The organism is Halomicrobium sp. IBSBa (assembly GCF_017612575.1).
Classification (GTDB): Archaea; Halobacteriota; Halobacteria; order Halobacteriales; family Haloarculaceae; genus Halomicrobium.
On the sequence record NZ_JADPQC010000075.1, the window covers coordinates 1 to 385 of the forward strand.

Sequence of the window (385 nt, forward strand, 5' to 3'; positions counted from 1 at the left end):
CGTCGCGCTCGCGCGCTCGCTGGCCCCGGAGCCTGACGTCCTCCTGCTCGACGAGCCGTTCTCGAACCTGGACGTGCGCCTGCGCGTCGAGATGCGCGAGGAGGTCCGCAAGATCCTCAAGCGGGCCGGCGTCACCGCCATCTCCGTGACCCACGACCAGGAGGAGGCGCTGTCGATCAGCGACCGCGTCGCCATCATGAACGACGGGACCATCGCTCAGATCGGCGACCCCGCTGAAGTGTTCGAGAACCCCGAGAGCCGCTTCGTCGCGAGCTTCCTCGGCCAGGCGAGTTTCCTCTCGGCCCGGGTGACTAACGACCAAATCGAGACAGGGCTGGGCTCGTTCGACGTGGACCTGCTGAACGGGCCAGTTGCGGCGTACAAC

General features: G+C 67.3%; 1 protein-coding gene. It reads left to right on the forward strand.

Features of this window, described 5'->3' with window-relative positions; translation table 11 throughout:
- A partial coding sequence (locus IL252_RS17520) for an ABC transporter ATP-binding protein (protein ID WP_208629082.1) occupies positions 1-385 on the forward strand: 385 nt, incomplete at both ends.